The organism is Pseudomonas sp. IT-P218, assembly GCF_949767605.1.
Classification (GTDB): domain Bacteria; phylum Pseudomonadota; class Gammaproteobacteria; order Pseudomonadales; family Pseudomonadaceae; genus Aquipseudomonas; species Aquipseudomonas putida_AE.
The window spans coordinates 214,660-238,936 of record NZ_CATKQQ010000077.1; the positions used below are offsets into that span (position 1 = coordinate 214,660).

General features: G+C 61.2%; 20 protein-coding genes and 1 pseudogene. 7 read left to right on the forward strand and 14 right to left on the reverse strand.

The window, feature by feature from the left end; genetic code table 11:
* Positions 1-7: 7 nt before the first annotated feature.
* Genes ACM6I6_RS27140 through ACM6I6_RS27165 form a run of 6 tightly spaced genes read right to left on the reverse strand, consistent with a single transcriptional unit; the run spans position 8 to position 6,727 of the window.
* Entirely contained in the window at positions 8-1,339 is a 1,332-nt protein-coding gene (locus tag ACM6I6_RS27140) for a DUF58 domain-containing protein (RefSeq protein WP_414920958.1), read from the reverse strand.
* Entirely contained in the window at positions 1,336-2,337 is a 1,002-nt protein-coding gene (locus ACM6I6_RS27145; protein WP_414920959.1) for an AAA family ATPase, read from the reverse strand. Before ACM6I6_RS27145 ends, ACM6I6_RS27140 begins: the two co-directional genes overlap by 4 nt.
* Entirely contained in the window at positions 2,334-3,497 is a 1,164-nt protein-coding gene (locus tag ACM6I6_RS27150; protein ID WP_414920960.1) for a DUF4350 domain-containing protein, read from the reverse strand. The genes ACM6I6_RS27145 and ACM6I6_RS27150 overlap by 4 nt, the downstream gene beginning before the upstream one ends.
* Entirely contained in the window at positions 3,494-5,041 is a 1,548-nt protein-coding gene (locus ACM6I6_RS27155; protein WP_414920961.1) for a DUF4129 domain-containing protein, read from the reverse strand. Before ACM6I6_RS27155 ends, ACM6I6_RS27150 begins: the two co-directional genes overlap by 4 nt.
* Positions 5,028-6,005 carry a stage II sporulation protein M gene (locus ACM6I6_RS27160; RefSeq protein ID WP_414920962.1) on the reverse strand — a complete coding sequence of 326 codons (978 nt, stop codon included), beginning with the start codon at positions 6,003-6,005 and terminating at the stop codon, positions 5,028-5,030. Before ACM6I6_RS27160 ends, ACM6I6_RS27155 begins: the two co-directional genes overlap by 14 nt.
* Positions 6,002-6,727 carry an RDD family protein gene (locus ACM6I6_RS27165; protein ID WP_406592115.1) on the reverse strand — a complete coding sequence of 242 codons (726 nt, stop codon included), beginning with the start codon at positions 6,725-6,727 and terminating at the stop codon, positions 6,002-6,004. The genes ACM6I6_RS27160 and ACM6I6_RS27165 overlap by 4 nt, the downstream gene beginning before the upstream one ends.
* 184 nt (positions 6,728-6,911) lie before the next feature.
* Between ACM6I6_RS27165 and sbcB the strand changes: the two genes are divergently transcribed.
* A complete protein-coding gene (sbcB, locus tag ACM6I6_RS27170; protein WP_274074343.1) occupies positions 6,912-8,342 on the forward strand; it encodes an exodeoxyribonuclease I in 1,431 nt (476 codons plus the stop codon).
* A gap of 95 nt (positions 8,343-8,437) precedes the next feature.
* On the opposite strand, the gene mvaT is transcribed toward sbcB, so the two are convergent.
* Positions 8,438-8,815: a histone-like nucleoid-structuring protein MvaT gene (gene mvaT / locus ACM6I6_RS27175; protein ID WP_008058684.1), complete on the reverse strand. Its 378-nt coding sequence runs from the start codon at positions 8,813-8,815 to the stop codon at positions 8,438-8,440.
* 337 nt (positions 8,816-9,152) lie between these two features.
* On the opposite strand from mvaT, the gene purU reads away from it, so the two are divergent.
* Complete coding sequence (purU, locus tag ACM6I6_RS27180) at positions 9,153-10,001, forward strand: formyltetrahydrofolate deformylase (protein WP_323607822.1); 849 nt, start codon at positions 9,153-9,155, stop codon at positions 9,999-10,001.
* Positions 10,002-10,269: 268 nt separating this feature from the next.
* Here purU and ACM6I6_RS27185 read toward each other — a convergent pair whose 3' ends face one another.
* The 5 genes and pseudogenes from ACM6I6_RS27185 to ACM6I6_RS27205 all read right to left on the reverse strand — a co-directional run.
* Positions 10,270-11,265, reverse strand: coding sequence for a lysylphosphatidylglycerol synthase transmembrane domain-containing protein (locus ACM6I6_RS27185; RefSeq protein ID WP_274074344.1), 996 nt, complete (start codon positions 11,263-11,265; stop codon positions 10,270-10,272).
* Positions 11,262-12,038, reverse strand: coding sequence for a DUF2334 domain-containing protein (locus ACM6I6_RS27190; RefSeq protein ID WP_406592113.1), 777 nt, complete (start codon positions 12,036-12,038; stop codon positions 11,262-11,264). Before ACM6I6_RS27190 ends, ACM6I6_RS27185 begins: the two co-directional genes overlap by 4 nt.
* Positions 12,031-13,152, reverse strand: a complete 1,122-nt coding sequence (locus ACM6I6_RS27195; protein WP_274074346.1) for a glycosyltransferase family 4 protein — start codon at positions 13,150-13,152, stop codon at positions 12,031-12,033. Before ACM6I6_RS27195 ends, ACM6I6_RS27190 begins: the two co-directional genes overlap by 8 nt.
* Before the next feature lie 187 nt (positions 13,153-13,339).
* Positions 13,340-14,104 carry a methyl-accepting chemotaxis protein gene (locus tag ACM6I6_RS27200; RefSeq protein WP_406592124.1) on the reverse strand — a complete coding sequence of 255 codons (765 nt, stop codon included), beginning with the start codon at positions 14,102-14,104 and terminating at the stop codon, positions 13,340-13,342.
* A gap of 93 nt (positions 14,105-14,197) precedes the next feature.
* A pseudogene (locus ACM6I6_RS27205) lies at positions 14,198-15,229 on the reverse strand (cache domain-containing protein); the annotation flags it as partial.
* A gap of 189 nt (positions 15,230-15,418) precedes the next feature.
* On the opposite strand from ACM6I6_RS27205, the gene ACM6I6_RS27210 reads away from it, so the two are divergent.
* Positions 15,419-16,906, forward strand: a complete 1,488-nt coding sequence (locus ACM6I6_RS27210) for a helicase HerA-like domain-containing protein (RefSeq protein ID WP_323607816.1) — start codon at positions 15,419-15,421, stop codon at positions 16,904-16,906.
* A gap of 126 nt (positions 16,907-17,032) precedes the next feature.
* Here the strand turns inward: ACM6I6_RS27210 and ACM6I6_RS27215 are convergent, their stop codons facing one another.
* The gene (locus ACM6I6_RS27215) at positions 17,033-17,488 is read right to left on the reverse strand and encodes a DUF721 domain-containing protein (protein ID WP_274074349.1); all 456 of its coding nucleotides are present in this window, start codon (positions 17,486-17,488) and stop codon (positions 17,033-17,035) included.
* Between the two features lie 307 nt (positions 17,489-17,795).
* Here ACM6I6_RS27215 and secA point away from each other — a divergent pair, with 307 nt between their 5' ends.
* The 4 genes from secA (at position 17,796) to ACM6I6_RS27235 (ending at position 23,577) form a co-directional block, all read left to right on the forward strand.
* Positions 17,796-20,531 carry a preprotein translocase subunit SecA gene (gene secA, locus ACM6I6_RS27220; RefSeq protein WP_274074350.1) on the forward strand — a complete coding sequence of 912 codons (2,736 nt, stop codon included), beginning with the start codon at positions 17,796-17,798 and terminating at the stop codon, positions 20,529-20,531.
* Between the two features lie 122 nt (positions 20,532-20,653).
* The gene (gene argJ / locus ACM6I6_RS27225) at positions 20,654-21,871 is read left to right on the forward strand and encodes a bifunctional glutamate N-acetyltransferase/amino-acid acetyltransferase ArgJ (RefSeq protein ID WP_323626962.1); all 1,218 of its coding nucleotides are present in this window, start codon (positions 20,654-20,656) and stop codon (positions 21,869-21,871) included.
* A gap of 132 nt (positions 21,872-22,003) precedes the next feature.
* Positions 22,004-22,636 (forward strand): glutathione S-transferase family protein, encoded by a 633-nt coding sequence (locus tag ACM6I6_RS27230; RefSeq protein ID WP_323607814.1) that lies wholly within the window; start codon positions 22,004-22,006, stop codon positions 22,634-22,636.
* On the forward strand, positions 22,633-23,577 hold the full coding sequence (locus tag ACM6I6_RS27235; RefSeq protein WP_274074353.1) for a Nudix family hydrolase: 945 nt from the start codon (positions 22,633-22,635) through the stop codon (positions 23,575-23,577). The genes ACM6I6_RS27230 and ACM6I6_RS27235 overlap by 4 nt, the downstream gene beginning before the upstream one ends.
* 117 nt (positions 23,578-23,694) lie before the next feature.
* Here ACM6I6_RS27235 and ACM6I6_RS27240 read toward each other — a convergent pair whose 3' ends face one another.
* Positions 23,695-24,276 carry a cob(I)yrinic acid a,c-diamide adenosyltransferase gene (locus ACM6I6_RS27240; RefSeq protein WP_274074354.1) on the reverse strand — a complete coding sequence of 194 codons (582 nt, stop codon included), beginning with the start codon at positions 24,274-24,276 and terminating at the stop codon, positions 23,695-23,697.
* Position 24,277 lies beyond the last annotated feature (1 nt).

Here is a 24,277-nt window from a genome sequence, read left to right on the forward strand (position 1 = left end):
GAGACCTCTAAATCATTCCTGCTTTTTTCCAGTTCAGGTAGCGCGTGACCAATGCTGGCCCCAACGCCTCGGGTTGCATGTCCACTACCTGTACTCCATGGGCGTTCAAGCGCTCATGGAGTGCTGCGCGTGAATTCAGGTATTCAACGGTCCCGCAATAGCTCAGTGCCTCCGACAAGGTTTGCACCGGCAACAGGCGTGTAGTCTCGAGGACACTTTCCCGCAAGCTGGCGACCAGCACCTGATGCTGTTTGCTCAATCGCTTGACGGCCGTCAGCAGTTCTTCATCGTCTTCATCGCGCAGGTTGGTCATCAGCAGCACCAGCGCCCGGCGTTTCTGCCGAGCCAGTAGCTGGGTGGCAGCCGCTTGATAATCGGCGTTGTGTTGGGTGCTGTTCAGGTCGTAGACCGTGTTGAGCAACACATTGAGCTGGCCAGCGCCTTTCACCGGGGCGAGGTGGCGCGGGTGATCGCTGGCAAAGGTGCTGAGGCCCACTGCATCCCCCTGACGCAGCGCGACGTAGCTCAGCAACAGGCAGGCGTTGAGCGCGTGATCGAAATGCGCCAACTCACCGTCCTGGCTGCGCATGCGTCGACCGCAATCGAGCATGAAGATGATCTGTTGATCACGCTCGTCCTGGTACTCCCGGGCAATCGGTGTGCGTTGGCGCGCGGTGGCCTTCCAGTCGATCTGGCGAAGGCTGTCGCCTTCGCGAAACTCCCGTAGCTGATGAAACTCCAGGCCCAGGCCACGTCGTTGGCGCTGGCGCACGCCGAGTTGGCTGAGCCAGTTGTCCACCGCCAGCAGTTGGCCACCGTAGAGTCGGGCGAAGTCCGGGTAGACACGGGTGCTGTCCGTCACGTGCAGCAGGCGCTTGCCGGACCACAGGCCCAGTGGGCTCGGCAGGTTGATTTCGCAGTGATCGAAGGTGAAGTGACCGCGCTTGAGGGGTCGCAGGCGATAGCCGACGAGGCTGTGCTGGCCGGGTTGCAGTTCGACCGACAGGGGCAGGTTCTCGAAGCTCAGGCCATCGGGTACGTGGTCATGGATCTGGATGTTCAGTGGCAGGGCAAAGTCGTGCTCGACTTGCAGTCGTACTTCGCTCCAGCGGCCGAGGGCCAGGCTGCCGGGCATTTGTCGTTGTACGCGGGGGGAGGGCAGGCGTTGCAGGCGGATCGCGTCGATTATGGCCAGGGCCAGTAGCGCCAGCAGCAAGCCCCAGTTGATCGAGAACAGCGTTGGGGGAACAGCCATGTCCAGCGCCCGCAATGTGCCAGGCACGATGCCGATGACCAGCAGGATCGCAAGCCAGATCAGCAGCAGGCGCGAAGGTTTCACAGCCGTGGCGCCGGTACTTGATCGAGCAGTTGCTGCAGCACGTGATCGACGTCCAGCCCTTCGATATCCAGCTCCGGCGCGATGCGCACGCGATGGCGCAACACCGCCAGAGCGCAGCCTTTTATGTCATCTGGTATCACGAACTCGCCGCCGCGCAACAAGGCTCGTGCCCGTGCGCAGCGTACCAGCGCGATGGACGCACGAGGCCCGGCGCCGAGGGTCAGGCCGGGCCAGCTGCGGGTGGTGCGGGCCAGGCGCACGGCGTAATCGAGGACTTGTTCGTCCAACGGCAAATGACTGGTTATGCGTTGCAGGACCAGCACGTCCTTGGCTTGCAGCACAGTGCGCATTGGTTGCACATCGAGCATGTCGGCACGGGTAGAGCGGCTGACCTGACGCACCATGTCCAGCTCCTGCTCGGCGTCGGGGTAGTCCATGCGCACCTTGAGCATGAAGCGATCGAGTTCGGCTTCCGGCAGCGGGTAAGTGCCTTCCTGTTCGATGGGGTTTTGCGTGGCGAGCACCATGAACGGCTGAGCGATCGTCAGGGCGCGGCCTTCGAGGGTGACCTGGCGTTCCTGCATGGCTTCGAGCAGCGCGGCCTGGGTTTTTGCCGGGGCGCGGTTGATCTCGTCGGCCAGCAACAGGTTGGTGAACAACGGACCTTTGCGCAGTTTGAATTGCTCGGTCTGCAAATCGTACACCGCATGCCCGGTGACATCGCTGGGCATCAGGTCCGGGGTGAACTGGATACGCGCGAACTCGCCGCCGAAACAGCGGGCCAGCGCCCTCACCAGCAACGTCTTGCCCAGGCCCGGCACGCCTTCGAGCAATACGTGGCCGCCGGCAAGCAGGGCGGTCAGCACGTCGTCGATGACAGTGTCCTGTCCGATCACGGCTTTTTGCAATTCATGGCGCACGGCCTGGGCCAGCTGGCTGGCGCGCTGGCGTTGCGCAGTGGCGTGGTTGATTGCATCGGGCTCGGTCGGTTGACTCATAACGCATTCCTCAAAATTTGCAGACGGGCGACCTGGCGGCTGAATTCAGCACTGGAAAGCCGCTGCTTCGGCCGCGGGCTCATGGCTTGGCTGACGGTGCTCTCGGGTTGCCCGCCCAGGCGGGCGAGCACCCGCCATTGTTCGGTGGCATCGAGTCGTTCGTAGCCAGGATGGCGATGTCTCACACGGCACAGTATGTCTTGCCGCAAGGCTTGCAGCAGGCTGTCCTGGCCATTGTGGCGCAACATGAAATCGGCGCTGGCGCGCAAGTGTTCCTGCCATTGGTGCCGGGCTTTCGGTTGTGGTTGCTGCAGAGGGCCCTGGCGCACGCCGAAGTGCCAGAAAGCCAGTCCGACCAGGGCGATCAAGGCGACCAGCGCCTGGGGGAAATGGCGCAGCAGCAATGTCGGCAGGCTGTCGTGTTCTGTGTTGAACAGCAGGGTCACAGCGGTATCGACAGTCAGGTACCAGAGCAGCCAGGCATTGTCGTATTGATCGATCGCCGGGGTTTTCCACAGATCGGCGTCGGTCACCACGATGATCGAACCGAGTCCGTGGTTCAGCTGCATCATATGGGTGGCCTTGCCACTGTTGGCCCAGGCCTGGGCGAGGTTCTTCGGATCTTCGAGATGGAACGCGGTATCGAAGCCGGCGTAGGCCGGTGCGTCCTCATTTTCCAGATAGAGTTTGGTCAATTGCGCGAAGGGGTCGCCAGGCGTACCGGGTGGCGGGTCCTTGAGGTCTTTGCTCAGCGATTGCTGCAGTTGCACCCGATCCAGCAACAGGTCATTGCTTTGCCCGGTCTGTTCATCCCATAACGACTGTGCAACGAACAGCAGGCGCCCGCCGGCCCGGGTCCATTCCAGCACCTGATCGATCTGCCTGGGTGTCATGTTGTAGCGGTCACCGAGCAACAACAGGCTGTGATGCTTTGGCGTGAGGCTCGGCAGGATATCGAGGCTGTTGGCATGGCTGACACTCAAGCCCTGTTTGCGCAGGAAATGCTCGGCGGCCAGATAGGGATTAGCCAGGGCCTCCGGCGCCGGGCCGTGGTCGATTTCGACCGGGTAGGGCGTTGCCTTCAGGTACAGATAAATCGTCAGCGCGCCCAGCAGCGCAGCGCTCACTACGCCGATGATCGGCCAGGTGCGCCGGTTCAACGGGCGGCTCCCGGGCCAAATACACCACGCCAGGCGTCACACAGTTGGCGCTGCGCATGGGCGGGCGGCAGTTGGTGCCCGTAGGCCATGTTTTGCCAGTGCACGGTCAGGTCTTTGCTGAAGGCCAACAGGTCCGGTTGCTGCAGTTGCTCGATGCGTTCCAGGACCTGGCCTTCGGTGTCGGCGGCTTTGAGCGGGAGGTCGAAGTCGTGCAACGAGCGGCTGAGCAGGGCGCGATAAAGCAAGCCAAGGGCTGCGCGCGGGTTGCTCTGCCAGAGGTTTTCGGCACTGGCTGCGATGTCGGGCGGGAGGGTTTCGCGGTCAAGGTCCAGGCCGAAGGCCTGCGCAGGAAGCGCGCGTGGGGCTTTTTCGACGGGGCGCGGGCGTCGGCTGACGAACGCCTGCAACCACTCTCGGTAGTGCCAGATCAGTACCCCGATGGCGCTGAGCAGCACGGCCCACAGCGTGACTTCGATCAGCGTGGCCAAGGCACCGAAGTGCTGCTGGTCAAACATCTGCAGCAGCCTCTTTAGCCATTGAGGCATGTTGTCGTCGTCCGCGCTTTCGTCGCCGGCCTGGTTTTCGCCGAATCGATAGCGGGTGACGGTTTCCCGGTTCTTGAACGGTGGCTGATCGAGGATCGCCTTGATGCTGTCCCGGGACGCCTGGCTGGTCAGGGATTGCTCCAGCAGGCGCGGGCTGTCGGGCGCCGCCGGGGCCGGTTCGACCGCCAGGACGGTGGGTGCGATGGGCAACAGCAAGGACACTGCCAGCAACAGGGCAAGGGTTGTGCCGCTCAAACGCTGGGACAGGCGGCGAAACACCAGCTCGATATCCCAGGCCTCGAGCGCGGTGCGTCGGTTCAGATACAGGCTGAAGCCTGCGGCCACATAGACCGGTTCCCACACCACCAGCACCAGGGCGTAGAAGCCGTTGGACAGGTGTTCCAGCCAGTGCCAATCCTGCGTCGCGGCGCTGATCAGCGACTGCCAGCTCCAGTCGAGTGCGACCTGTGGTGGCAGCAGCAGGTAGAACAGCACCATCAAGCCAATCCATAACGCGCTTTCCAGGAGCACACCGATCACGGTCAGCCAGCGTGCCGCGCCGGCGTCGCGCTGCAACAACACTTGCAATCGCTGCTGGCGTGCCTCTGCGCCCAGGCCTTCGAGCTGCAACACGGGCAGCAGGAAGCTGCGACTCAGGCTCAGGCGGCGCCAGGTCAGGCTGGCCAGCAGTTGCGGCTTGAGCAACCGTGGCCATTGGTAAAGTGCCTGTTTGAGGGTGGGCGTTTCGCCAAAGATGGCTTTGGAGAGGATGTACAGCGGCAAGCGTTCGAAGGCCGGCTTCAGCCACCAGAAGATGAACACGGCGAGGGTCGGCGAATCCCACAGCAACCATGTCAGCAAGGCGAAAACCGGCAAGGTGACAATCGCCCAACTGGTCATCAGCAGGCGTCGGTGGCGCTGGCTCAGCAGCACGCCGAGGTCCATGGCTTCGAAGGTGGGTCTGGGACGAATGACCACGGTGGTGTCACTCAGGCGCATGGCGGGTCCTTCCGGCGAATAACAGGTAAACCGCCACCAGCACCCAGAGGGCCGCACCGGCCAGGTACTTGGTCAGGGGCGCCGGGGCCGTCATCGACGACCAGTAGGCTTCGATAAATGCCGCAATCAGCAGAAACAGCATCACGCCGCAAATCAGCAGCACGCTTTTGCGGGCAGCCAGGCGCAAGGCTTCGCCACGGGGCAGGGGGCCCGGTGCGATCAACGCCCAGCCCAGTTGCAGGCCGGCGGCACCCGCCAGGGCAATGGCCGTCAGTTCAAAGGCACCGTGCCCCACCACGAATGACCAGAAGGTTTGGCCATAGCCAATATGCGTCAGGTGCCCGGCCACCGCGCCGATCATCAAGCCGTTGAAGACCAGGAAAAACGCGCTGCCCAGGCCAAACAGCAATCCGCTGGCGAACGTCTGAAAGGCGATCCCGATGTTGTGCATGATGTAGTAGCCGAACATCGCCCAGTCTTCACTGGCCGCCCGCTCCATCGAGCGCCCCAGGTGACCGGCCTCGGGGTCGTACATGCTTTGCATGTCGTTGACCTGGTCGGCCGGGATCAGGTTATAGACCAGGTCCGGAAACAGATACACCAGCCCTGCAAACGCAATCAGGCTACCGAAAAACAGCAGGCTGGCGGCGAGCACGAAGCGCCATTGTTCGCGTACCAGCCGCGGGAAGCCGGCCAGGATGAAACCCAGCGCATTGGCTCCGAGCTGGCTGCGATGCCGATACAGTTGTTGATGTCCGCGCAACACCTGTTGCTGCAACGAGTCGATCAGGAAGCTGCTGTAACCACGCTCGCGGGCCAGCGCCAGGTGATGGCACATGCGCCGATAATCGGCTGGAAATTGAACGGCCCCATCGGCTTTCCTGCCACGCTCCAGCCTGTCCAGCATGAGGGAAAACTGCTCCCATTCGGCCATGTGCCGATGTTCGAAAAGGCTTTGTTTCATGCCGGACCCAACAAGCCGTGGGCGATGCCGTTGAGTTCGGCCACGGCCCGGGGTGGCGCAACCTGCAAGGGGCGCGCGAGGATCGTTGCCAACTCGTTGACCCGGGCGTCGGACAGTCCGGCCTGGCGTTCGGCGAACCCGAGGATGGCGCGTTGCTCGGACAGTGTCAGGGCAAAGGGCGGGCGACGGGGTTGCGCGGGGGGCAGTTGCGGGCGGGTGAGCAGTTGTTCGCGGTAGATCACCAGTGTACCGGCGGCCAGGTCACCGAGGCGCTTGAAGTTGGAGTGTTGCAGGCAACTGATGGCGCCGAGGAAGTAGCCGAACGGCAACATGTCGACAAATCGCAGCAGGTTACGCAACAGTGACGCGGACCAGCCAACAGGCGTGCCATCGTCCTGGATGACGCGCAAGCCCATCCATTGCTTGCCCGGCGAACAGCCCTGGTTGAAGACTTCGAACAGCACCATGTACCACCAGCTCACGCCGAACAGCAGGAGCGAAACCAGGCCGGCACCGAGTTTTCCGAGCATCGCCAGGACGATGAACAACAGGCCCAGGATCAACCCGCGCAGGACCAGGTCGATGGAAAATGCCAGGGCGCGCACCATCAACCCGGCCGGGCGCAGTGGCAAGTCGATGCCTTCGGGCGTTTCGACCTGATACCGCGTGTCCAGTGGCGGGGGCAGCGTTGCTTTCCGTGGCAGTGCTGTGACGTCGAGCATGGGCAACCTGGTGGTGTGGCCTGATCGGTTTGTCTCTGTACCGGATGCTAGCAGCCTCGCCGGTCAAAACGACATAACTATGTATTGCACATTGAGTAACCGGGGATGATTGAATGGCAGGATTGCTGGCCGGAGCGGGACGGGAACGCCTAGACTTGGCCAATCTTCAGTTCAGGAATAGCCCGTGACTTCCATCTTCTGGTACGACTACGAAACGACGGGCATCAATCCCCGTTGCGACCGCCCGCTGCAAATGGCGGGGCTGCGTACTGACTTCGACCTCAATGAAATCGACGAGCCGGTCAACCTCTTCTGCCGGCCCAGCGACGACATCCTGCCGCATCCCGCGGCTTGCGCAATTACTGGCATCACGCCCACCCAACTGGCCGAGCACGGGTTGAGCGAAGCCGACTTCATGACCCGGGTCCATGCCCAACTGGCCGCGCCAGGTACGTGCGGCGCGGGCTACAACACGTTGCGCTTCGACGATGAGATGACCCGCTACAGCCTGTACCGAAATTTTTTCGACCCTTATGCGCGGGAATGGCAGGGCGGTAACAGCCGCTGGGACCTGATCGACGTCGTGCGCGCGGCCTATGCCTTGCGCCCCGATGGCCTTGTCTGGCCGACGGACGCTGAGGGGCGGGTGACGCTCAAGCTTGAGCGCCTGACCGCCGCCAACGGCATCGATCATGGCAATGCCCACGAAGCGCTGTCGGACGTTCGCGCCACGATCGCCCTGGCACGGCTGATCCGGGAAAAACAGCCGAAATTGTATGAGTGGTTATTTCAACTTCGCAGCAAGCAAAAGGTATTGGACCAGGTACGGCTGCTGCAGCCCATGGTGCATGTGTCGGGACGCTTTTCTGCGGCGCGCAACTATGTCGGCGTGGTGTTGCCCCTGGCCTGGCACCCGCGCAACAAGAACGCACTGATCGTCTGCGACCTGCACCTCGACCCGCAGGGCTTGCTCGATCTCGATGCCGAAACCTTGCGTCAGCGCTTGTATACCCGTCACGAAGAGCTGGCAGAGGGGGAGTTGCCAGTACCGCTCAAGCTTATCCACGTCAATAAATGCCCCGTGGTGGCGCCTTTATCGGTACTTCGTCCGGAAGATCAGCTGCGCCTGGGAATGGATGTTGCGCTTTACCAGGCACGAGCACTGCGACTAAGTGACGCGCAGCAAGATTGGCAAGCTAAAGTTCTGGCGATTTATGCCCGTGAAGATTTCTCCTTGAGCGAGGATCCGGAACAACAGTTATACGACGGATTTATCGGCGACCGTGATCGGCGTCTCTGCGAGCAAGTCAGAACAGTCGATCCGCTGCAATTGGCACAACAGCAATGGCCTTTCGATGATGAACGTTTGCCCGAGCTGTTGTTTCGATATCGAGCACGTAACTTTCCCGATACCTTGAGTCTCGATGAGCAGGAACGCTGGCGAATATTCTGCCAGAAACGTTTGTCAGTGCCTGAATACGGCGCGCCCAATACGCTGGATAGTTTCGTAGAGGCCGCAGCCCAATTGGCCCTTACAGCGACATCGATGCAGCAGGCGGTGCTCAATGATTGGCAGGAATATGTTCAGGATTTACGCAAACGTTTGAATCTTTGAAATCGAAAATGTCCAAGGGTTAAATTCCGGGCATAAAAAACGCCAGCGTAGGCTGGCGTTTTTTTTCGCAATCGATTCGCGGCAAGCGCGCAGGATCAGCCCAGCAGGGTAGCCCAGCCTTCAACCACGTCGCCGCCCCACTTGGCTTTCCACTCTTTCAGAGTCTTGTGGTTGCCACCTTTGGTTTCGATGACTTCGCCGTTGTGCGGGTTTTTGTATTGTTTAACTTTGCGAGCACGCTTGGTGCCGGTAGTTTTTACTGCACCGCCACGTGGGGCTTTGGTTTTGGCTTCTGGATCCAGCAGCGCGATGATGTCGCGCAGGGACTTGGAATATTCGCCCATCAAGGTGCGCAGTTTGCCTTCGAATTCCAGCTCGGTCTGCAGTTTGTCGTCTTGGGACAGGTTCTTCAAACGGGCTTGCAGCTCTTTGATAGCTTCTTCGGTGGCACGGTATTCGTTGATCAAGGACATGATTACTACCTTATGTAGAACGCTGGATGGCAGGTGACAGTGCGGCAATAATAGTCAGGGTGTATCATCAAGTAAACATTAAACTGGAGTTTATTTAATTAAAATCCAGTGAAGTCAGCATGCATTGGATACGCAGTTAAATAGTTCAATGCTTGTGCTACACCTATTTACAAACCGCTGCTTGTCGATGGGCCAAGTACAGTGTGGCGGGCGTCAACCCGGTGGCGTGGGAACCCTGGCGCAAGCCATCGGCCAAGGCAACACGTGATCAATACTGCAGATTTGCTGCGCAATCGTTAGAATGGCCGACTTTGCGAAGTTCTGGAGTTTCCCCCTCATGCGCACTTTTCGGCTGGTGATTTCTTGCCCGGACCGCGTCGGCATCGTTGCCAAAGTCAGTAACTTTCTGGCGTCACACAACGGCTGGATCACTGAAGCGAGCCACCACTCGGACAATCTGAGTGGCTGGTTCTTCATGCGTCACGAAATTCGTGCCGACTCGCTGCCTTTCGGTATCGAGGCCTTGCGCGAGGCCTTTGCGCCGATTGCCGAAGAATTCTCGATGGAATGGCGTATCACCGATACCGAGCAGAAGAAGCGTGTGGTGCTGATGGCCAGCCGCGAGTCCCACTGCCTCGCCGACTTGTTGCATCGCTGGCACAGCGATGAGCTGGATTGTGAAATCGCCTGCGTGATTTCCAACCATGACGACCTGCGCAGCATGGTCGAATGGCACGGCATCCCTTACTACCACGTACCGGTCAATCCCCAGGACAAGGAGCCGGCATTCGCCGAGGTCTCGCGCCTGGTCAAGCAGCACGATGCCGAAGTGGTTGTACTGGCCCGCTACATGCAGATCCTGCCGCCTGAGCTGTGCCGTGAATATGCGCACAAGGTCATCAACATCCACCACAGCTTCCTGCCGTCGTTCGTCGGTGCCAAGCCGTACCACCAGGCTTCCCTGCGCGGGGTGAAGCTGATCGGTGCTACCTGCCACTATGTGACCGAAGAACTGGACGCCGGCCCGATCATCGAGCAGGACGTGGTGCGCGTCAGCCACAGCGACAGCATTGAAGACATGGTACGTTTCGGCCGTGACGTCGAGAAAATGGTGCTGGCCCGTGGCCTTCGCTACCACCTGGAAGACCGGGTGCTGGTACACGGCAACAAAACCGTGGTGTTCTGATCAGCGCTCGTCACGGTTGAAATTCGAAGGGCCTGGGCGTTCAATCGCTGCAGGCCCTTCGCCGTTTTTGAACCGAGGACTTGACCATGGCCGATCCACTGGACAAAGCCACTTCCAAGGCACCCGCGACCTTGGGCGAGGGGTGTTTGAGCCGTTACGACCCCGATGAGATGAGCCCGGAAGATGGCATGTAGGAGCTGGCTTGCCAGCGAAGGCGCCAGAAAGACCAACGCAACGCTTGAGGACGCCTTCGCCGGCAAGCCGGCTCCTACAGATACACGCCCTTCATCAGCTTCTTTAGCAGCGGGCGTCCGAGCATCAACAGAAATACCGGCCCGCCGGCCAGCAGATAGAAGTAAAACGTCACCGCCCGCCAGATCAGAATGGCCGCCGCCGCCGTGGATTTGCCGACCATGGGCGCCAACAGTGCCGCCGACGTCAATTCAGCAGCCCCCGCACCGCCTGGCAACAGGCTGAACTGCCCTGCACTCAATGAAACCATCTGGATCAGAAAACTCCAGGCCCACTGCAATTCAGCGCCGAGCCCGCGCAGTGCCAGGTACAACACGCTGTAACGCAGGATCCAATGCACGCACGTCAAGCCAAACACAATGACCAGCGTCTGCAGGGGCAGCTTCAGGGTGTCGGTGAACGCCGCCAGGAAATGCAGGAGTTTTCGTGCCCAGCGCATACGGCTCGAGGGCTCGACGTTGAGGCGCGCCAGCAGTCGGCCGCCCAAACGAATCAGCAGGCGATGATAGCGCGCCACCACCACGCAACTGACCAGGCCACCGAACATCGACAGGGCACTGACGGTCAGCAACCACGCCATGTGCTGGCTGAGATGCTGGAACAGGGCGTAAATCAGGATTGCGCTCAATGCGCAGAGGAAAAACAACAGATCGCTCAGTTGATCCATGGCAAATACTGCGCTGCCCCTGGCCGGTCGCACGCCGTTGCGCGCCAGCAACGCCATGATGGTCAGTGGCCCGCCGCTGCCACCCGGCGTGGCGCAATAGGCGAATTCGGCGGCCATCACCACGCCGAGGCTTTTTAGCGTGCCGACCCTGTTGCGCTGATCCCCCAGCAACAGGCGCAGGCGCATCGTATTGACCAGCCAACACAGCAGGATCATGCCGAACATGACCAGCAAGCTGCTCAGCGGAAAGTCATTGAGCCGCGACCAGGTTTCGCTGCCGCCCAGCAGCCAGGGAATCAGCACCGCGGCGAGCAGGCCGATGCACAGCAGAATCGAGCGACTCATGCCGCTCGCCCCATGCGCTGGCTGTGCAAGGCCAGCCAACGGGCCTTGGTCATGGGTACGCGGCCCTCATCGAGCAGGCGCTTGAGGGTTTGCAACCAGTACGTGCGTGAGAACTCATGACGCATGTCCACCGGGTGCAGGCCCAGGCGAATCACCGGCGCGGTTCGCCAGCGTTGTTCGAGTTGCTGGCTGAGCAGTTTCGACACGCCACGACGCCAGGCGCTGCGTGCACTCCAGACCAGTCCGGGCGCATCGATCGCAGTGAATTCAGGCAGGCGATAAAGATGCTGCGCGTCGCTGGTGTACTTCAGCGGTAATTGGCTCAAGGCCTGGCGCGTGCCTTCGCTCATCAGCCAGGCCGGCGCGACGAAGCCCTGCAGTGGCCAATCGTATCGCTGGAACATTTCAATGCCGGCGTGGAGGCGGGTGAGGGCGGCCTCGCGAGACAAACTGTAGAACTCGCCTTCGTGGGTGTAGATCCGGCGCATGAACCAGTCGCGGGGATTGCTCGCCCTCGGCCCGTCATCGCAGTGAAAGTAACCGTGCAGCACCAGTTCATCGCCGCGCTCGAGCCGTGCGCCGAGCTGGCGACGAAATGTCGGGTGGGCTTGCAGGTCGTTGTGTTTGTGGAAATCCGGCACCACCAGCCAGGTGATTGGCACGTCGCCGAGTGCATCGACGGCTTCGACAAAGGGTTGGTAATCGGCCCAGGTCGGTGGCGCGACATCGTGCAGTACCAATAGCAGGCCGGGTGCCTCCGTGGGTTCAAGCATTGGCGGCTCGCGGCCATTGGCTGCCGAGGACGGCGTGATAGTGACCGAGCAGACTGTTGACTACGGCGTCCCATGCGTAATGCCGCTCGACATGGCGTCGGGCCTGCTGGCCGAGGGCAGCGCTGCCCTGGCTGAACAGCTCGCGCACCGCGTTGGCCATGGCCAACGGATCGTTGGGGGCACACAACAGGCCACATTGATCGTTGATGATTTCCTCGAACGCGCCGGCTGCCACCGCCACCACCGGGATACCGCAGGCCATGGCTTCGAGGATCACCAGGCCAAAGGTTTCCTGGTCGCCGGCGTGCAGCAGTGCATCGGCGCTGGCCATCAGACGGGCAACTTGCGTGGCCGGGCAGAACTCATCGATAACCGTGACGTTGCCCGGCACCGAGGTCGGCATCGACGAACCGACCAGCAGCAGGTGGTAATGTCGGCCCAGGCGTTTCATGCATTCGAGCAGCACCGGCAGGTTCTTCTCCTTGGAACCACGCCCGGCAAAGATCAAAAGATGAGTGTTTTCGTCCAGGCCCAGCTCGGCCCGAAGACCGGTATCCCGTGCATTGGGATGAAACATCTGGAGATCGACCCCCAGGGGCTGCACGAAAACATTCTTCACCCCCAGCCCGATCAGTTTGTTGGCCATGACCTGACTCGGCGCCAGCACCCGGTCGAAGTTGCCGTAGAGCTTGCTGACATAGGCCTCGACGTTTGGCGTGACCCAGTTGCCCATGCGATTGCTGGCCAGCAGCGGCAGGTCGGAGTGATAAAAGCCGATTACGGGCACGTCCAGTTGGCGGCGCGCGTCCAAGGCCGCCCATGCGGTGAGGTAAGGGTCGCCGACTTCAATCAGCTCGGGTTGCAGATCCTGCAGGACATTGCGCCAGGGCGCGAGACGCAGCGGGAAGCGGTAACCTTTGCCGAAGGGCAGGGCGGGTGCCGGAACCGTGTAGATGCCATCCTTTTCGCTGAGGACAGCCCCCGGTATCAGCACGCTGTGGCGAATGCCTGGCCGAATGCACAGGCGATGATGCTTGGCATCCAGATAAGTGCGCACGCCACCGCTGGCAGGGGCGTAGAACATGGTTATGTCAGCGATATGCACGATGAACATCCCTCCGGTCCGTTGTTCTCCCTTGGTTGACCTTATTGAAGAATAGATGTTCGGTTGGTGTTCAGCAGGTGGGGTGTCAGCGAGGATTCGCGGAGTTTGGGCGATTGCCTTCGCGGGCAAGCCCGCTCCTACAGAATCACGCGATCTTGTAGGAGCGGGCTTGCCCGCGAAAAGGCCCTTTCAGACGCTAGATTCGGAAGCTGCCCACCAACTGCTTCAACCGCGCCGCCTGTTGCTCAAGGTCCGAACAGGCGCGCAGCGTCGATTGCAGGTTTTCCACGCCTTCCTGGTTCAGCGTGTTGATTTCGGTGATGTCGACGTTGATCGACTCGACCACCGCGGTCTGTTCCTCGGTCGCGGTTGCCACCGACTGGTTCATGCCATCGATTTCGCCGATGCGTTGGGTCACGCTGCTCAGGCGCTCGCCGGCCAGGTTGGCAATTTCCACGCTGTCCTGACTGTGGCGCTGGCTGTCGCTCATGGTGCTGACCGACTCGCGAGCGCCGACCTGCAGTTCTTCGATCATGGTCTGCACCTGCTGCGCCGATTCCTGGGTGCGATGCGCCAGGTTACGCACTTCATCGGCCACCACGGCAAACCCACGCCCGGCTTCACCGGCACGCGCCGCTTCGATGGCGGCGTTGAGCGCCAGCAGGTTGGTCTGCTGGGAAATGCTGGTGATCACTTCGAGAATCTGCCCGATGTTCACGGTTTTGCTGTTGAGCGATTCGATGTTGCTGCTCGAGGCGCTGAGCATGTTCGACAGTTTATTCATCGCGGCAATACTGCGGTCCACCACTTGCTGGCCATCTTCGGCCAGGTTACGGGCATCGCTGGCCTGGCTCGACGCGTGCGCGGCATTGCGGGCGATCTCCTGGGTGGCGGCACCGAGCTGGTTGATCGCCGCGGCCACGCTGCTGGTGCGCGAGGCTTGCTGATCGGAGTTGTACATCGAGGAGTTCGAGGCGGCGACCACGCGCAACGCCACTTCGTTGACCTGGCCGGTGGCCGAGGACACTTCGCGGATCGAACCGTGGATACGTTCCACGAAGCGGTTGAAGGCGGTGCCGAGGCTACCGAACTCGTCGTTGTTCTGGATCACCAGGCGCTTGGTCAGGTCGCCTTCGCCGTCGGCGATATCGGCCATGGCCCGGGTCATGACGTGCAGCGGCTGAATGAGCAGGCGTATCAACATGCCCAGCAGGGCAATGATGATGGCAACGGCGATCACCGTGGCAACCACCGCCGAGGTGCGGAACTCGCTGAGCATCGAGAAGGCCTTGTCCTTGTCCACCGACAGGCCGATGTACCAGTTGACCGACGGCAGGCCCTTGATCGGGGTAAAGGTGACGATGCGGGTCTTGCCGTCGACCACGATTTCACTGAAGTCGCGGCTGATGCGCGGGGTGTTTTGCGGGTACGCCTCGCCCAGGGACTTCATGACCAGGGCCTTGTCCGGGTGGACCAGGATCTTGCCGTCGGCACTGACCAGGAAGGCGTAGCCCATGCCGTCGAAATCCCGGGCGCTGAGGGTGTCGATCAAGGTTTGCAGGCTCAGGTCGCCGCCCACCACGCCGACGCCTTGCCCGGCTTTGGTCGAGGGCATGGCCAGGGAAATGATGGTCTGACCGGTCGCCGCGTCGACATAGGGTTCGGTCAGGGTCGGCGTGCTGCTGTTTTGCGCCCCCTTGTACCAAGGGCGAACCCGTGGGTCGAAGCCGTCCGGCATCTTCGCGTCCGGGCGGATGGTGAAGTGTCCGGTGGCGTCACCCAGGTAGGACGCCATGAACGTCGATGTCAGTGCTTTCTGTTCCAGCAGGGTGGCAACGTTGGCGGGTTCCGGATTGATGGCAATGTTTTGCGCGAGGTTCTCGATCAGCAGGATACGACCGGTCAGCCAGGTCTGGATGTTGCTGGCGGTGACGTCGCCCATCTCGTTGAGATAGTTGTCCAGGTCTTCGCGGATGGCATTGCGCTGTAAATAGTCGTTATACAGGGTGAATGAGGCGAAAGTGGCAATGACGATGAGGGCGGCGGCAAGCAGGATTTTATGGCTGAAGCGTAGATTTTTGTTCATGGCTTGGGGTTCCGCTAAGGTCTTAATGTCCTGCGCGTGCTTTTATAAAGGGACGCACGATGGGCAATGTTGAAAGCAAGAGATATTTCCGTCGCTCCTTAAGGGAAATGTCCGACAAATTTGTGTCTGTCTGCTTTGTCGTTATTTCTATCGGCCGTGTAGGACCAAAGATTAACCATGGGTGACCAAATGCCTGATTCATTGCAACTTGTTATCGGCGCCGACCTCGCGGGGCAGCCGATCGCGCAGGCCATGCGCCTGGCGAACCGCCACGGTTTGATCGCAGGCGCGACCGGGACCGGCAAGACCGTCACCTTGCAACGTATGGCCGAAGCCTTCAGTGATGCCGGCGTGGCGGTGTTTGCCGCCGACATCAAGGGTGACCTGTGCGGCCTGGGCGCGGCCGGCAACCCCCAGGGCAAGATCGCCGAGCGGATAACCGGCATGCCATGGCTGAACTACAAGCCTGCGGCGTATCCGGTGACCCTGTGGGACATTCATGGTCAGTCCGGTCATCCATTGCGCACGACATTGAGCGAAATGGGGCCGCTGCTGTTGGGCAGCCTGCTGGAACTGACCGACAGCCAGCAGTCGGCGCTGTATGCCGCGTTCAAGGTTGCCGACCGTGAAGGCCTGTTGCTGCTGGACCTGAAGGACCTCAAGGCGCTGCTCAATCACCTCAAGGACAACCCCGAACTGCTCGGTGATGACGCGGCGCTGATGACCACCGGCTCCAGCCAGGCCCTGTTACGGCGCCTGGCAACCCTGGAGCAGCAGGGCGCTGAAGCGCTGTTCGGTGAGCCGGCCCTGCAACTCGAGGACATCCTGCAACCGACTGCCGATGGCCGCGGACGCATTCACTTGCTCGATGCCAGTCGCCTGGTGCATGAAGCACCGAAGGTCTACGCGACCTTCCTGCTGTGGCTGTTGGCCGAACTGTTCGAGCAACTGCCGGAGCGCGGCGATGCCGAAAAACCGCTGCTGGCGCTGTTTTTCGACGAGGCGCACCTGTTGTTCGCCGGCACGCCCAAGGCGTTGCAGGAGCGTCTGGAGCAAGTGGTGCGGCTGATTCGCTCCAAAGGCGTGGGGGTGTATTTCGTCACCCAGTCACCCGGTGACTTGCCGGACGACGTGCTGGCACAGCTGGGCCTGCGCATCCAGCACGGCCTGCGCGCGTTCACTGCCAAGGAGCAGAAATCCCTGCGGGCGGTGGCCGACGGCTTCCGACCCAATCCGGCGTTCGACGCCCTGTCGGTGCTCACCGAGCTGGGCATCGGCGAGGCACTGGTGGGCACCTTGCAGGACAAGGGCACACCGGAGATGGTCCAGCGCGTGCTGGTGGCGCCACCGCAATCGCGGATCGGGCCATTGGGTGACACCGAACGCACCGTGCTGATCGGCGGTTCGCCGTTCAAAGGGCGGTATGACAAACCGATCGATCGCGAATCGGCTTATGAAGTGTTGATGGGGCGCAAGGGCCTGGCGCCGGAACCTGAGGTGGCGCCGGGTAAACCGGCGGCAGAAGAACCGAGTTTCACCGAACAGGCCGGAGAGTTCCTCGGCACGGCGGCGGGGCAGGCACTGAAATCGGCGATGCGCCAGGCGGCCAACCAGTTGGGCCGGCAATTGGTGCGCGGACTGATGGGTTCATTATTAGGCGGCAAAAAAAGCCGATAAATCCATCTTGAGTGGGCACGATCAATGTGGGAGCGGGCTTGCTCGCGAATACGGTGCACCAGTCAACATTTTCGTCGAATGACACACCGCATTCGCGAGCAAGCCCGCTCCCACATATGTTCTATGTCATTCCTTGGACTTGGCGTGCGCCGCCAGGCGCTCCAGCGCCGCCCGCAGGTTCGGATCGCTGATCCCGTCAGCCGTGGCCTGGATGGTCGCGGCCGCATCAAAGGACAAATCCATGGTATGCCCCGCTGCACCTTGCTGAACGGTGGGCGGCTGGACCTTGAACAGGATTCGCGTGAGATTGGCGAACTCGTCGAACATCTGCAGTTGCCGTTGCAGGCGCTTTTGCTGGTAGCGCAGACGAGTGGCCCAATGACCGTCGGTGACAATCAGCAACAAACTGCCTTCACGCCAGGACGCCACGTGGCAATGGGCGCGCGCGGCGGGTTGCAGCTGGCTTTCGAGCAAACGTTGCAAATGACCCAGGCGTTGAGCGTGGCCGAGAATGGCCTTCAGAGGCTTGGCTTCGCGAAGCAGGACGGCGGGTGCTCTGGCCGTAAGAGGGCGAAATGCCATGATCAGACACCTGAAGTAACAGAGCCGCCATGGTAGCAGAAAGCAGCGGATGCGCCCGACCCATTGCTTTGCGCGCGCTTTACCCATTAAATCAACAAGTAACTTCTGCCGTGAATGACTTGAAGTTCAGCGATTTGCCCTTATTTTAAGTGAGCCCCGTTACAACGCTGTGCCAGCATCGTGGAACAACGCCACTTTCCTCACCACCGTTTCCGGGTAGAATGCTCGTTCGCATGCGGCCATGAGGGCTGCTCGGGCGACTCACGGGGCCGCCCTCCATCCCTTTAGTGTGGAAGATCCTGCCGATATGTTTGCGCCTTTGTTAAAGAAACTTTTTGGAAGCAAGAACGAGCGTGAAGTCAAGCGCATGCTCAAGACGGTGCAATTCGTCAATGCCTTCGAAGAGCAAATGGTGGCCCTTTCGGACGATCAATTGCGTGCCAAGACAGATGAGTTCAAGGCCCGCTTCGCCAAAGGGGAAACCCTCGACAAGCTGCTGCCGGAAGCCTTCGCGGTCGCCCGTGAAGCCGGCAAGCGCGTCATGGGCATGCGCCACTTCGATGTCCAGCTGATCGGCGGCATGACCTTGCATGAAGGCAAGATCGCCGAGATGCGTACCGGTGAAGGCAAGACCCTGGTGGCAACGCTGGGCGTTTACCTCAACGCACTGTCCGGCAAGGGCGTGCACGTTGTGACGGTGAACGACTACCTGGCCCGTCGTGACGCCAACTGGATGCGTCCGCTCTACGAATTCCTCGGCCTGACGGTCGGCGTGGTCACGCCGTTCCAGCCGCCGGAAGAGAAGCGCGTGGCCTATGCCGCCGATATCACCTACGGCACCAACAACGAATTCGGTTTCGACTACCTGCGCGACAACATGGCGTTCAGCATGGAAGAAAAATTCCAGCGCGAACTCAATTTTGCCGTGATCGACGAAGTTGACTCCATCCTCATCGACGAAGCCCGTACCCCGCTGATCATTTCCGGTCAGGCCGAGGACAGCTCCAAGCTGTACATCGAGATCAACAAACTGATCCCGCAGCTGGAGTTGCACGTCGAAGAAGTCGAGGGCGAAGTCACCAAGGCTGGCCACTACACCGTGGACGAGAAGACCCGTCAGGTCGAACTCAACGAAGCCGGTCACCAGTTCGTCGAAGATTCGCTGACCCGCCTTGGCCTGCTGGCCGAAGGCGAGAGCCTGTACTCGGCGCACAACCTGAGCCTGCTGACTCACGTGTATGCCGGCCTGCGCGCGCACAAGCTGTTCCATCGCAACGTCGAATACATCGTGCAGGACGGCCAGGTCGTACTGGTCGACGAACACACCGGTCGTACCATGCCGGGCCGTCGTTTGTCCGAAGGCCTGCACCAGGCCATCGAAGCCAAGGAAAACCTGAACATCCAGGCCGAAAGCCAGACCCTGGCATCGACCACGTTCCAGAACTACTTCCGTCTGTACAACAAACTGTCCGGCATGACCGGTACGGCCGACACCGAAGCGTTCGAGTTCCATCAGATCTATGGCCTGCAGGTCATCGTCATTCCGACGAACAAGCCGCTGGCCCGTAAAGACTACAACGACCTGGTGTTCCTGACCGCCGACGAGAAATACGCGGCCATCGTCACTGACATCAAGGAAAGCATGGCCGCGGGCCGTCCGGTGCTGGTGGGTACCGCGACCATCGAAACCTCGGAGCGCATGTCCGACCTGCTCAACAAGGAAGGCATCGAACACAAGGTCCTGAACGCCAAGTTCCACGAAAAGGAAGCCGAGATCATTGCCCAGGCCGGTCGCCCGGGTGCGCTGACCATCGCCACCAACATGGCCGGTCGCGGTACCGACATCCTGTTGGGCGGCAACTGGGAAGTGGAAGTCGCGACCCTGGAAAACCCGACCCCTGAGCAGATTGCCCAGATCAAGGCCGACTGGCAGAAACGTCACCAGCAGGTGCTCGAATCGGGTGGTTTGCAGGTGATCGCGTCCGAGCGTCACGAATCGCGCCGTATCGACAACCAGTTGCGTGGTCGTGCCGGTCGTCAGGGCGACGCCGGTTCCAGCCGTTTCTACCTGTCGCTGGAAGACAGCCTGATGCGCATCTTCGCCTCTGACCGGGTGAAGAACTTCATGAAGGCCCTGGGCATGCAGCCTGGCGAAGCGATCGAGCACCGCATGGTGACGAACGCCATCGAAAAGGCCCAGCGCAAGGTCGAAGGCCGCAACTTCGACATTCGCAAGCAACTGCTCGAGTTCGACGACGTCAACAACGAACAGCGTAAAGTGATCTATCACATGCGTAACACGTTGCTGGCCGCTGACAACATCGGTGAAACCATTGCCGACTTCCGTCAGGACGTGCTCAACGCTACCGTCAGCGCACACATTCCACCGCAATCGCTGCCAGAGCAGTGGGACGTGGCGGGTCTGGAAGCGGCCCTGGAAAGCGATTTCGGCGTGAAACTGCCGATCCAGCAGTGGCTCGACGAGGACGATCACCTGTACGAGGAAACCCTGCGCGAGAAACTGATGCAGGAGCTGATCGCCGCGTACAACGAGAAAGAAGACCAGGCAGGCGCCGAAGCGCTGCGCACCTTCGAGAAGCAAATCGTTCTGCGCGTGCTGGACGACCTGTGGAAAGACCACCTGTCGACCATGGATCACCTGCGCCACGGCATCCACCTGCGTGGTTATGCTCAGAAGAACCCGAAGCAGGAGTACAAGCGCGAGTCGTTCACGCTGTTCTCCGAGCTGCTGGATTCGATCAAGCGCGACTCGATCCGTGTGCTGTCGCACGTTCAGGTTCGTCGCGAAGATCCGATCGAAGAAGAGCAGCGCCTGCGCCAGGAAGCCGAAGCACTGGCCGCTCGCATGCAGTTCCTGCATGAAGAGGCCCCTGGCCTGGAGCAGCCGGAGCAGGTGGGTGAAGAGGTCGATGTGGCTCTGGCCACCGCCCCGGTTCGCAACGAGCAGAAGCTGGGCCGTAACGAGCTGTGCTACTGTGGTTCGGGCAAGAAATTCAAGCATTGCCACGGGCAGATCCAGTAACCCCCGTTTCATACGCTGAAATACCCGCGCCGCGACCGGCTCATGCCGTCGCGGCGTTTTGCCATTTCAACCCCCCGCTTTTGCTGAAGCGGTGCAGACATCATCTATAGAGGAACGCATTCATGGCTGTTGGTCTTGGTCCTTTGCCAACGTTGCACCCGGTTGCCGGTTTTGAACTCGGTATCGCCTCGGCCGGTATCAAGCGCCCGGGGCGCAAGGATGTTGTGGTCATGCGTTGTGCCGAAGGCTCCACGGTGGCGGGCGTATTCACCCTGAACGCCTTCTGCGCAGCCCCGGTGATCCTGGCGAAGCAGCGCGTGCAAGGCCCGGTGCGTTACCTGTTGACCAATACCGGCAATGCCAACGCCGGTACCGGTGAGCCGGGCCTGGCCGCGGCCGAGCGTACTTGCGCCAAACTGGCCGAGCTGACCGGTGTCGATGCCAGCCTGGTGCTGCCGTACTCCACCGGGGTAATCGGCGAACCACTGCCGGTCGAGAAAATCGAAGGTGCACTGCAAGCCGCCCTCGACGATCTGTCGGAAAACAACTGGGAAGCTGCCGCCACCGGCATCATGACCACAGACACCCTGCCAAAGGGTGCCAGCCGCCAGTTCCAGCATGACGGCGTGACCATCACCGTCACCGGCATCAGCAAGGGCGCGGGCATGATTCGTCCCAACATGGCGACCATGCTCGGTTACATCGCTACCGACGCCAAGGTCGCCCGCGATGTACTGCAGAACCTGATGCTGGACGGCGCCAACAAGTCGTTCAACCGCATCACCATCGACGGCGACACCTCGACCAACGACTGCTGCATGCTGATCGCCACCGGTCAGGCGGCACTGCCGGAAATCACCCGTGCCGAAGGCGAGTTGTTCGCCAAGCTCAAGCAAGCGGTGTTCGAGGTGTGCATGGAAGTGGCCCAGGCGATCGTTCGCGACGGCGAAGGCGCGACCAAATTCGTCACCGTTGAAGTCAACGGCGGCGGCAATCACCAGGAATGCCTGGACGTTGGCTACACCGTGGCCCACTCGCCATTGATCAAGACCGCACTGTTCGCGTCCGACCCGAACTGGGGTCGCATCCTCGCGGCTGTCGGTCGTGCCGGCGTGCCGAACCTGGACGTGAGCAAGATCGATGTGTTCCTCGGTGAAGTGTGCATCGCCAGCCATGGCGCCCGCGCTGCGACCTACACCGAAGCCCAGGGCGCGGCGGTGATGCAACAGGAAGAAATCACCATCCGTATCGAGCTGGGTCGCGGTGATTGCAGCGAAACCATCTGGACCACCGACCTGTCCCACGAATACGTGAAGATCAACGCCGAGTACCGTACGTAACGTTGCAGAAACTGTAGGAGCCGGCTTGCCGGCGAAGGCGTCCTCTGCCCCGATAGATGTGTTGAGGCCGCTACCGTTATCGCTGGCAAGCCAGCTCCTACAGGCATCCCTTTAGCTTAAGGACGCTTGAACATGAGCCTGCACCTGATCATCGGCGACAAACTGCTTTCCTCCTGGTCCCTGCGCGGCGCCCTGGCCCTTGATCTGGCCGGCGCCCCCTACACCGAAGAACTGATCAAGCTGAACCAGCCGGACACCCGCGAACGCCTGCTCAAACACTCGCCGACCGGCAAGGTCCCGCTGTTGAAGACCGAGCATGGCACCATCGCCGATTCCCTGGCGATTGCCGAATACCTGGCGGAACAGTTTCCCGACGCTGGCCTCTGGCCCAAGGACGTTGGCGCTCGCGCCCAGGCGCGTTCGGCGTGTGCGCAGATGCACAGCGGTTTCTTCGCGATGCGCGGCAACATGCCGTTTGATTTGAGCCATGATGCACCGCTGACACCGACACCGGCGGATGTCCAGGCCGACATCGAGCGCATGTCCGCCCTGTGGGCCGAGTGCCGCGCCGCCGCGACCGAAAGTGGTCCGTACCTGTTTGGCCGCGTAACCCTGGCCGATGCATTCTTCGCACCGATTGCCGTGCGCCTGCGCACCTATCAGGTGAAGCTGCCCGAGGCTGACGAAGCCTATGTTCAAACCATCTACCAATGGCCAGCCTTCAAGGCCTGGCAGAAGGCCGGACTGGAGGAAATCGAGCGGTGAAACGAGTACACGTAGCGGCCGCCGTCATCCGTGATGACAGCGGCAAGATCCTTATCGCCCGGCGTGCCGACACTCAGCACCAAGGCGGCCTGTGGGAGTTTCCCGGTGGCAAGGTCGAGGCCGACGAGTCGGTTGAAAGCGCCTTGGCCCGTGAGCTGCAGGAAGAACTGGGTATTGTGGTCGGCGCGGCGCGCCCGCTGATCAAGGTCCGCCATGATTACCCGGACAAACAGGTGTTGCTGGATGTCTGGGAAGTCTCGGCGTTCACCGGCGAGCCGCACGGCGCCGAAGGCCAGCCATTGGCCTGGGTGTCGGCGCGTGACCTGTCGGGTTACGAATTCCCTGAAGCCAACCGGCCAATCGTGGCGGCTGCCCGCTTGCCCGAGCAATACCTGATTACCCCGGAAGACCTGGAAACTCCGGCCTTGCTGCGGGGTATCCAGAAAGCCATCGCGGGCGGCATCAAGCTGATCCAGTTGCGCGCGCCGAATGGTTATGACCCCAAGTACCGCGACCTGGCCGTGGATGCGGCAGGGCTGTGTGCTGGCAAGGCGCAGTTGATGATCAAGGGGCCGTTCGAGTGGTTGGGGGATTTTCCTTCCGCTGGATGGCACATCACCTCGGCGCAGTTGCGCAAGTACGCGGCCGCCGGTCGACCGCTGCCCGCATCGCGCTGGTTGGCCGCGTCCTGTCATAACGCCGAGGAATTGGCGTTGGCCGAGGAGATGGGCGTCGACTTCGTGACCTTGTCGCCGGTGCAACCGACCCTGACTCATCCTGGCGCGCAGCCGCTGGGTTGGGAGCAGGCTTCGAGCTTGATCGCTGGCTTCAGCAAGCCGGTGTTTCTGCTGGGCGGCGTTGGTCCGGCGGAAGTTCAGAAGGCATGGGCTGCCGGTGCCCAGGGTGTGGCGGGGATTCGGGCGTTTTGGCCTGAAGCCTGATTTTCCTATGATGCAGAGGGCCTCATCGCCAGCAGGCTAGCTCCCACAGGTTTTGTGTGCGCCACAAATCCACTGTGGGAGCCAGCCTGCTGGCGATGAGGGTCTGACAGACGCCGACTAAACCTCAGGTTTCGCCGCCGGCTGCCACAAAATCTCCGCAACCCCCTGCCGCCGGGCAATCACCCGCGCCACCACAAACAACAAATCCGACAACCGATTGATGTACGCCAAACCCACCCCGGCCAACGGCTCAAGCGCATTCAAATGCTGACAGCGGCGCTCGGCACCGCGCGCCAGGCTCCGGCAGACATGGGCCTGGGCAATCAACGCCGAACCACCCGGCAAGATGAAATTCTCCAGCGGCCCCAGCTCTTCATTCCACACATCAATCGCCGCCTCCAGGCGCTCGATTTCACCGGCGTTCAACGCCTGATACTCCGGCATCGCCAGCTCACCGCCGAGGTCAAACAACCGGTGCTGACAAGGCGCCAATACCTCGATTACTTCCTGCAACCCCGGATACCGGGCACTTTCTGCCGCCAGTCCGGCCAGTAATACGCCGACCTGGCTGTTCAGCGTATCCACCTCGCCAATGGCCTCGATCCGTGGGTGGTCCTTGGGCACGCGGCGACCGTCGCCCAGGCCGGTTTCGCCTTTGTCGCCGGTGCGGGTGTAAATCTTCGACAGGCGAAAGCCCATG